We start from the raw sequence: 9,226 nt of genomic DNA, 5'->3' as shown, positions 1-9,226 counted from the left end.
CTCCACTCCGAAGTTGGTCAAGGTGCATGGTGGAAAACTGGGCGATACCTATTTTGAACCCGAGCCGGAGAACTACAAAATCACCTGGATGGCGCGCAATGAAGACTTCTTTGCCCTGCGCTGGGGCGTGCCGGACTTCATCCGCCACCACATTGCGGAAAATGCTTCGGCGTCGTATGTTGGCGGATATTTCATCGGGTCGGACACCTACATTCCGGGCTTGGATTATTTTACGGCGTTGGATGAACCCGTGAACTGGACCTGGGCTTTCGAGCGTCAGTGGTTGTTCTACAAGCTCTGGGGACGCCTGCAGTATGATCCGCAAACCCCTGATTCTGTCTTCCGCTCCGCCTTTGTGCAGCGCTACGGTTCGCAGGCAGAGGGACTGCTCGAAGCTTATGCACTGGCCTCATCAACCCAATTGCGCCTCGCAAGTCTCTACGATGCGACTTGGGACTTCACGCTTTATAGCGAAGGCATGCTTGCCCTGCAGGGGGAGCACACAACTTACATTTCGGTGGACCGCTTGATCGAGCATGCAACCCTGGACCCGGACTACATTGGGGTGGCCGAATGGGTGGAAGCTGAGTTGCAAGGAAAGGCATTTCCCGAGCATCGTCTGGAACCGTTGCGCCTGGCCGAGTTGCTGGAGAGAGATAACCTTGCGGCACTCCAGCAGGTCGCCTCCATTGATTTCTCCGGAAATGCATCGCTGCGCTATGAAGTTGCCGATGTGCAGGCCTGGGCCAGCATTGGATTACACCTCGCGGACAAACTCAGAGGTGCAGTGGCACTGCAGCGATTTCGCAAGACCGGTGTCGAATCACACCAGCAGGAGGCCATTGAGCACCTGGAAGCTGCGCTTCAGCACTGGGATGATCTGGTGGAGATCACCCGTCCGCTCTATCGGGACATGCCGTTGACGCACTACAACCACAACGCATTTGATGCCAACCCGGATAACCTGTTCCACTGGGAACGGATCCGGGATGAAGTGGCACAGGATGTGGAAATCGCACGAGCGGCTGTTTCGAGTACAGATGCCGGAATCGGATCGCGCTGAGTCGGAGCGATCAGCGGTGCAGTGCCATCTCCAGAAGGTTCTTCACGGAGGTAAAAGCCACGCACTGGTAGCGGTCAGACGCACCGTAGTACAGCTTGATGCTGCCGTCCGGCTCCACGACATGCGAGGAGGCAAAGACGCAGTTGGGGGTGTGTCCAACGTTTTCGTAGGGTTCCTCGGGTGTCAGGATGCACTCGTCGGCAACGCGGATGAGTTTGGCGGGGTTGTTTCGATCCGCAAGTAAAACTCCGGCATGATAGAGGTATTCATAATCGCACACCACGCTCACACCGTGGAAGATGATCAACCACCCCTCATCTGTCGCGATGGGAGTGCCGCACGGACCGATCTTGCCCCACCCAAAACTGCACTGCCCCTGGGTCATCAGCAGATCCTGCTTGCCCCAGAACTGAAGGTCAGGTGAACGCGTGACCCAGATTTCACCCAGCGCATTGGGGCGTTCGAGCGCGGTGAAGAGTCCATCGATTTTTTCGGGAAACAACACGGTGTTGCGGAAACCGGGACCCGTGATGAACCCCATCCATTCGAAGTCTTCCCAGTCTCGGGTACACATCAGCCCCATGCGGGCCTCCGAATGGTGGCAGCAGAACGTCAGGTAGTAGGTGTCACCGATGAGGGTGATGCGCGGATCATACTGCACCCGAGAGAACTTCTTGTAGTCGGGATCCTGCGGCAGGGGAATTTCCTTGATGAATGTCCATGAATCCACCCCGTTGGCACTTTCTGCAAGGGCGAAGAAGTTGTAGAAGTTGTAGCCCTCGCAGCGCAGCACCATCAGGTAGCGATCCTTGTGCTTGACCACGCTGGAGTTGAAGATGCCGCGGCAATTGAAGGGAACCAGATCGGCGGTGATGATCGGATTCTTTTCGTAGCGCTGGACCGGACGAAATTTGGAGAAGACTCGATTCATGGCAATGTTTGGAGTTGGGGTGAAAATAAAGGGAAATCTTACCCGAACGAGCGGTCATTCGACAATCGCGAAAGCATGCAGCTACAAGTTGGTCGGGCAGATTTTGAGCAGTATAGCGCTTCAGAAAGGGCTGTGGAACGCCTCGCAGAGGAATTCATTTGTATGCACAAACGGAGAGGAATCGGGTCCTTGCTTGAACTGCCGTGGCAGACCCATATCATTGGGAAATGATGCGCGATGTACGCGCATGAAACCCCTGATTGTCATGGCAGAAGTGATTCTACGCAAAGCGTGTGAGGCAGACATCGAGACGCTCATCGCACTGAACAAAAAGAGTTTTCCGGTCATGTCGGAAGAAAATGTGGTGTGGACACGCAGCCACCTGCGGACCCATCAGACGATTTTTCCGGATGGGCAGATTGTGGCAGAACTGGATGGCAAGCTGGTCGGTGCAGTCGCATCGCTCATTGTCAATCTGGGGGACAATCCCTATCGCCCCCACACCTATGCGGGCATGACTGATGGTGGCTATTTTTACAATCACGACCCGCGAGGCGATACCCTCTACGGTGCTGATGTGTATGTGGATCCCGACTGCCGTGGAAAGGGAATCGGAGCGAAATTGTATGAGGCACGAAGGGAACTTTGTCGCCGCCTCAACCTCAAGCGAATCCTAGCAGGAGGGCGCATTCACGGTTACCGCGACTATGCCGAACACTTGTCCCCGGAAGACTATGTGCGCAAGGTGGAGAGTGGAGAAATTCAGGATCTGGTGCTCAGTTTTCAGCTGCGTGAAGGCTTCATTGTGCGCGGGATTCTCAAGCGCTACATCATCGATCCGAACAGCCGCAATCACGCGACCCTGATCGAGTGGCAGAACCCGGACTACGTGCCCATTGACGATGACCAGCGCAAGGTCCGGGTGGCCTGTGTGCAGTACCAGGTTCGACGCATCCTCAGCTTTCAGGAGTTTGCGGATCAGGTGGAATATTTTGTGGACTCCGCGCACGATTATCGTGCGGATTTTGTAGTGTTTCCCGAGTTTTTTTCCGTGCAGCTGCTCTCGCAGGAACGCCTGCGCAATCTGCCCTCGATGGAGGGCATCAGTCGACTGGCCGATCTGGAAGCGCCGTTCATGGAACTGATGACCCGGCTGGCCCGCGAGTATGGCATTCACATCATTGCCGGCAGTCACCCGATGCGACGCGATGGCAAGATTTACAACATGTCGCCGGTCTGTTTTCCGGACGGACAGGTCATGCTGCAGCCGAAGCTGCACATCACGCCATCAGAGTTGAAATACTGGGGCATCACGGGCGGCGACCGCCTGCATGTCATCAATACTCCGAAAGCTCGCATCGGCATCCTCATTTGCTACGACAGTGAATTTCCCGAAGCCGCACGCTACCTTGCGGATGCAGGTGCGGAAATCATTTTTGTTCCCTACTGTACGGACGACCGTCCCGCCTATCAGCGTGTGCGGCTGTGCTCACAGGCACGCGCAATCGAAAACCAGATCTACGTGGTCACCACTGGCATTATTGGCAACCTGCCGAGCGTGCCGGCGATGGATATCCACTATGGCAAGGCGGGGATTTTTACACCCAACGACTTCGAGTTCGCGCGCGATGGGATTCAGGCCGAAGCTGACAGCAACGTGGAAATGTTGCTGGTTTCGGATCTCGATATCAATGACCTCTACCGCTCCCGAACCTCGGGCAGTGTGAGGCAGCGCATGGATCGCCGACCCGACCTCTTTCAGTATGTGGCACTCTTTGATGAGGGTGACGAGGGAGCGGAGGATGAGGATGACCGCATGCTGCGCATTGTTCGGGATCCCAATGACTGAACCCGGGCGCTTATCTGGTCCGGTTGCAGTGCCCGCTCATGGCTGGAATGAGCGTAGCGGGATCAAGCGCAGGGGAGTGAGCAGTCCGGTCGCTTTGACCGCATCATATGCGATGGAGGTGAAGGAGTGAAAAATCGTCCTTTCTATCTTGTGAACAGGCTTTCTATTGTTCGGTGAATGTGGTTGCATTGCAGATGGATCGCGCGGTTGGATTGACCGTTGGCATTCCTCTTTTTTATGAATCCGACCGTATCAACTGACTCCGTGAACTGCATGGGGAGTGGTTATGTTCCTGTGCAGAGCATTGCGATGAATCGAGGCTACGCAGCCTTTGATTTTCTTAAAGTTGTGGATCGACGCCCCGTCTTTGCGGAGCGACACGTGCAGCGGTTTTACCGCACCATGTCCATGTTGCGACTGGTGATTCCGCAGGAGGAGCAAGGCGTGCTGTCCTGGATTGCGCAGCGCGCTGCGGAGGGGGAGCAGGCCACGTTTGGACTGAAACTGTTTGCGGTCCCTGCAGCGAGTGTGGAGGCGGAAGTGATGGAGTCGGAACTCCACGTGGTTCCTGTGCCCTTGCCAGCCTATCCCGAACGCTTGTATACACATGGTGGAACGCTGCTCACATTCGAGTATCAGCGTTTTTTGCCGGAAGCGAAGTCAACGCACTACCTCCCGTCGATTTACTGGGAACCGGAAGTGCGGCGGCAGGGGGCGCTGGAGCCACTTTTTCATTTTGCGGGGAACGCGCTGGAAACCTCGCGCAGCAATATTTTTGCCTGTATTGACGGGCAGGTGGTGACACCGGGGACAGGCGTGTTGCACGGAGTTACCCGCTCGGTGGTGCTGGAGGAGCTGCGACGTGCGGGGATTGCACCAGAGGAGCGCACCCTGTCGATGCGTGAGCTTGCGATGGCACAGGAGGTGTGGGTGACGAGCACCACCAAGGGTGTCGCCCCGATCACCAGAATTGATGGTCAGCGCATCAGCGACGGTCAGGTGGGTCCACTGTGTCGTCAACTGATGCAGGCCTATGCGGAGCGGGTGCGGCAGGGATGAGTCCGCACAAACGATTCCATCTGGCGCGAGGGCAGCCTGCCAGTTGGAGCTTCAGGCAGGTTTGCGCAGCAGCACGATGCGGTTGCTGTTGGTACCTGCCTGGTTGTTTGCGACTCCCCAGCAGTTGGCGGTTTTGGTGAAGTTCTGCGAGTGAATCAGGATGCACTCGGCAATCAATCCTGCTGCCGTGGCAGCGCGCACGACTTCGTTTTCAAGCAAAAGTTTTTGCTTGCGGATTTCCCCCACTTCAAATGCGACCCATCCGTTGGGTTGCAGCACGCGCCGCAGTTCGTGAAAGACTGCGGTCATGCGCTCGACCCAGGCGGGTAATGAGCGCAGTTGCCAGATTTGGGAACGATCAATCGAGATGTCACAAAACCAGTTGCGCAGCCAGTTGTCCTGTACGTAGTCCACTGTGTCGAGGAAGGGCGGGGATGTGACTACAAGTCGGATCGAATCGCTCGGAATCGCAGGTGTTTGATCTGCGGAAGCACAGTGGATATCGGCCATTTGGTTGCGGTAATCCCGGGGCAGTGGATCTTTGAGCAATTGGCGGGATTTGCGAAGAATGAGCGCACGGGTATCGCGGTATTCGGGGATTTGTCCGCGCTTGGCATTGATCTTCTGTTGGGCAATGACGGAGGTGGCCTGATTGGGAGGCAGTGTATAGACCGAGAAGAATCCAGGGGAATGCCCCGTGAGCCGATTGCAGGCAACCATCTGGATCCAGCGATCCACGGCATCGATTTCCTGCTGCTGCTCGCGTTTGCGGAAATAGGCCCGCCATGCGTAGAGTTCTGTCAGGGTTGCCGGATCAAAAAAAGTGTGAAGTTCGGTGTCATGCGCTTCCTCACTGTCGAGGGATATTGCCTGTAGGCGCTGTTCCACTTGGCGCAGAGTGGGCGGCTGCAGACGCGGTGCTGCGAGGATTCGGGAGAGTGGATTTGCATCGTTCCCAACGGCGATGCATCCTCTCAACTGAGCTTCGATCAACGTGGTTCCCCGACCCATGAACGGATCGTATACCCGATCTCCGGGATCGCAGAAGCGTTCGATAAAGAAGCCCGGTAGTTGTGGTTTGTAGCAGGCGCGATACGAAAGCTCGTGCAGGGAGTGCCCATCCCGCTGACGGGCAGTCCAGAACTCGTTCACATACACAGGGATTTGCAGACCATCGATCTGCCTGTCCCGTGTTTCGGTGAATCGCTCATATCCGAACCAGGAGCGCATCGCGAGGTGAAGATCCCGCGTGTCAGCCAGTCGTTTGTTTGGGGAATGGGAATTCCGGGACATCGGGTAGGAAAGGGTTCAACTGGCAGGAGCGTAAAGGTAGCTCGATCCAAATCCAAGCGGAATGCCGAGCATCCAGAACCCCAGTAGAAACAGGGTCCACAGGATCAACATGGCGATCGAATAGGGCAACATCAGTGCCACCAGTGTGCCGATGCCACTGCCTTTGACGTATTTTTGGCAGAAGATCACAATGAGGGGAAAGTAGGGCATCAGGGGAGTGATGATGTTGGTCGATGAATCGCCTACCCGGTAGGCCGCCTGAGTCAGATCGGGAGAGATGCCCAGCTCCATCAGCATGGGAACCATGATGGCACCGATGAGCGCCCATTTTGCGGAGGCAGAGCCGACAAACAGATTGATCGTGCCGGACAACAGAACGATGCCAACCAGGGTCATCGCCATGGGAAGCCCCAGTGCCTTGAGCGCATTGGCCCCCTTGAGTGCAAGCAACACTCCAAGGTTGGACTGGTTGAACGCATAGAGAAACAGGGCACAGAAGAATGCCATGACGATGTAATATCCCATGCCGCTCATGGACTGACTCATGCCCTTGATCACATCGCGGTGGGTTTTTACGCTTCCCGAAACCACCCCATAAACCACACCGGGAATCAGAAAACCGATGAAAATGAGAGTCACGATGGATTTCATCAACGGGGAGGCATTGACCAGCAGCGGATGCATGCCCTGCGCAACCTGTGACGGATCGGCAGCCCAGGGAGTGGATTCCGGCAACAGGGTCACCGCAAGCAGTAGCAGCAGCAGGAACATGGAGATGCTGGCCGCTACGAGGCCCTTGCGTTCTTGTGGGCTGAGCGCCTCCATTTGCACCATTTGAGAGGGGTCGCCGTCGACTTCAGTGTCCTGGAGGCGGGGTTCGATGACGCGGTCGGTCAGGTACCAGCCAATGCCGATGATCAGAAACGTGGACGCAGTCGTGAAGACGTAATTGTTGAGTGAGTTGACGGTGAGCGATGGATCGATGAGCTGGGCGGATACCTGTGTCATGCCAGCCAGCAGTGGGTCGAGGCTTGATGGCACAAACAGTGTTGCCGAAAATCCCCCGGAAACTCCTGCAAATGCGGCGGCAATGCCTGCAAGTGGATGTCGCCCGGCAGCATGAAAGATGACTGCACCCAGAGGAATCACCAGCACATAGCCCGCATCGACGGCAACATGGCTCAACACACTGACCCCAATCAGCACGGGGGTGAGCAGCATTCTGGGAGTGACGGAAAGGATCGAGCGCAGGCCCGCATTGATGAATCCCGTGTATTCCGCCACGCCGAGGCCGAGCATGGCGACGAGCACCACTCCCAGAGGAGGAAACAGGACAAAGGTATGGACCAGATTCGCTGCAAACTGAGTGAGCGCAGTGCCGGTCAGCTGGTTTGCGATGCGGATGTTTTCCCCTGTGCGCGGATCGATTTCGGCGAATGTGATGCCGGAGAGCACCCAGGAGCTGAACCAGACCAGCAGCATGAGCAGGGCAAAAAGCACTGCAGGATCGGGTAGTCGGTTGCCGAGCACTTCGATGGTTTTTAAGCATCGGTTCATCCATCCGCCGGATGGTGCGGGTTTCGGATCTGGGGGTGGTGATACAGTTTTGCTCATGATGGGGAAAGGTGGAACTTATGTGTCTTGCGAACATATCGAAGAATTCCCTCATGATAAGGATAAAGCGTTCAGAGATGAAAAAACTGCCATTGCCTTCAGGAACCCGCATCGGGAGGTGAGCGTCCTGGGTTGCCATGCTTAGCGAAGCGCTTCGAAAGCAGGCAGCATTTGCAGACTTTCCTCTGAAATCCGTTTGAACTTCTGTGACAGTAGTTTATGGAGGTAGGTGAAGCTGTTCAATAAGGATGGAATTCGCATCACAAACTGTTTTTGAAGCGTGCAAGGTTTTCGCTGTGCAGCCATGCAACACAGGTTTTGAGTTCTGCGCATCGCATGAAGGAAAAGGAGTTGGAGCATGATTCGGGTGGAGTCGCTTGTGGGTCCTGAGCGCTCGCAGGCATTGCCTGCGCTGGCGGAGCTGCGTATCCGCGTGTTCCGGGAGTGGCCCTATCTGTATGAGGGAAGCCTCGAGTATGAGCAGCGTTATCTCGAAAAATTCAGCGCTGCAGAAGATTCGCTGATCGTGGTTGCGCGGGACGGAGCAGTGATCGTGGGTGCCTCAACTGCATCCCCGCTGGTGGGGCATGCGGATGCATTTGCAGCTCCCTTTGAGCAGCGCGGCATGGATCGGGACCGAATTTTCTACTTTGGGGAATCCGTGCTGCTGCCCGCTTACAGGGGAAGCGGGATTGGACATGCCTTTTTTGATCATCGCGAACAGCATGCACGTTCGTTGGGAACCTTCGATTGGCTGACATTCTGTGCGGTGGTTCGGCCCGAAGAAGATGAGCGAATGCCCGATGATTACCGGACGCTGGATGGGTTTTGGCGGAAGCGGGGTTTTGAGAAAATGGAAGGACTCACGACCGATTTTTCCTGGAAAGAACCCGGCTCGTCACATGAAGTTTCCCACGTCATGCAGTTCTGGGGAAAACGACTTTGATCCCGCAGTCTTTGCCGTTCCAGCCCGCCACGCTCCTTCCCAAGCCATCGGTCCCCCGTAGCGGAATTTGGAAAAATTCCGACCCCTGGACACTCGAAAACCTCATCGGTTACACCTTTCCCAGCAACAGCTTCAAGAACCACTCACAAAAAACCTGTTGCGCGCAGCGCATCCTGTTGGACTGGCCCCGCCAGTCCATCCAGTGAAGCTCAGCTGAACGATGTTCCAACTCCCAGCAGTGCGTCAGCCTGTTCCATCCAACCGCATCTTATCCAACACCGTTCGTCCTACGGACTCTCTCGATCCGGCTTCGCCGGAGCAGGATACACGTCGTCCCTCCGTGTAGCAGGTTCAAAAACAATCTCTTTTGTTCCGTAGCGGAATTTGGAAAAATTCCGACCTTTGGACACTCGAATACCGTTCGTCCTGAAGGACTCTCTCGATCCGGCTTCGCCGGAGCAGGATACACGT

8 protein-coding genes are annotated in these 9,226 nt (G+C 55.9%); 4 read left to right on the top strand and 4 right to left on the bottom strand.

All coding sequences use genetic code 11. The features are described from left to right. Positions 1–1,063, top strand: a 1,063-nt coding sequence (locus ABQ298_16000; GenBank protein ID MEQ9825888.1) for a hypothetical protein, incomplete at its 5' end; no start/stop codon positions are given. Positions 1,064–1,073: 10 nt separating this feature from the next. Here the strand turns inward: ABQ298_16000 and ABQ298_15995 are convergent. Continuing rightward, on the bottom strand, positions 1,074–1,994 hold the full coding sequence (locus ABQ298_15995; GenBank protein ID MEQ9825887.1) for a glycoside hydrolase family 130 protein: 921 nt from the start codon (positions 1,992–1,994) through the stop codon (positions 1,074–1,076). A gap of 247 nt (positions 1,995–2,241) precedes the next feature. Between ABQ298_15995 and ABQ298_15990 the strand changes: the two genes are divergently transcribed. Continuing rightward, a complete protein-coding gene (locus tag ABQ298_15990; GenBank protein MEQ9825886.1) occupies positions 2,242–3,843 on the top strand; it encodes a bifunctional GNAT family N-acetyltransferase/carbon-nitrogen hydrolase family protein in 1,602 nt (533 codons plus the stop codon). A 237-nt stretch (positions 3,844–4,080) separates the two neighbouring features. Next, the gene (locus tag ABQ298_15985; GenBank protein MEQ9825885.1) at positions 4,081–4,902 is read left to right on the top strand and encodes an aminotransferase class IV; all 822 of its coding nucleotides are present in this window, start codon (positions 4,081–4,083) and stop codon (positions 4,900–4,902) included. Between the two features lie 51 nt (positions 4,903–4,953). Here the strand turns inward: ABQ298_15985 and ABQ298_15980 are convergent, their stop codons facing one another. Both ABQ298_15980 and ABQ298_15975 read right to left on the bottom strand, forming a co-directional pair. Further along, positions 4,954–6,195: a DNA methyltransferase gene (locus ABQ298_15980; protein ID MEQ9825884.1), complete on the bottom strand. Its 1,242-nt coding sequence runs from the start codon at positions 6,193–6,195 to the stop codon at positions 4,954–4,956. Positions 6,196–6,210: 15 nt separating this feature from the next. Further along, the gene (locus ABQ298_15975) at positions 6,211–7,752 is read right to left on the bottom strand and encodes an AbgT family transporter (protein ID MEQ9825883.1); all 1,542 of its coding nucleotides are present in this window, start codon (positions 7,750–7,752) and stop codon (positions 6,211–6,213) included. 415 nt (positions 7,753–8,167) lie between these two features. On the opposite strand from ABQ298_15975, the gene ABQ298_15970 reads away from it, so the two are divergent. Further along, on the top strand, positions 8,168–8,755 hold the full coding sequence (locus ABQ298_15970) for a GNAT family N-acetyltransferase (protein ID MEQ9825882.1): 588 nt from the start codon (positions 8,168–8,170) through the stop codon (positions 8,753–8,755). Between the two features lie 287 nt (positions 8,756–9,042). On the opposite strand, the gene ABQ298_15965 is transcribed toward ABQ298_15970, so the two are convergent. Continuing rightward, a partial coding sequence (locus ABQ298_15965) for a hypothetical protein (GenBank protein MEQ9825881.1) occupies positions 9,043–9,226 on the bottom strand: 184 nt, incomplete at its 5' end.

Source organism: Puniceicoccaceae bacterium, from assembly GCA_040224245.1.
Lineage (GTDB): Bacteria > Verrucomicrobiota > Verrucomicrobiia > Opitutales > JAFGAQ01 > JAKSBQ01.
The sequence above is the reverse complement of the archived record's forward strand: the minus strand, read 5'-3'. Positions and strand labels throughout refer to the sequence as shown.

Excerpts from the sequence above, each read along its gene's own strand:
- ABQ298_15975 (MEQ9825883.1), bottom strand. The coding sequence starts at position 7,752 with ATGAACCGATGCTTAAAAACCATCGAAGTGCTCGGCAACCGACTACCC.
- ABQ298_15985 (MEQ9825885.1), top strand. The coding sequence starts at position 4,081 with ATGAATCCGACCGTATCAACTGACTCCGTGAACTGCATGGGGAGTGGT.
- ABQ298_15980 (MEQ9825884.1), bottom strand. The coding sequence starts at position 6,195 with ATGTCCCGGAATTCCCATTCCCCAAACAAACGACTGGCTGACACGCGG.
- ABQ298_15990 (MEQ9825886.1), top strand. The coding sequence starts at position 2,242 with ATGAAACCCCTGATTGTCATGGCAGAAGTGATTCTACGCAAAGCGTGT.
- ABQ298_15995 (MEQ9825887.1), bottom strand. The coding sequence starts at position 1,994 with ATGAATCGAGTCTTCTCCAAATTTCGTCCGGTCCAGCGCTACGAAAAG.
- ABQ298_15970 (MEQ9825882.1), top strand. The coding sequence starts at position 8,168 with ATGATTCGGGTGGAGTCGCTTGTGGGTCCTGAGCGCTCGCAGGCATTG.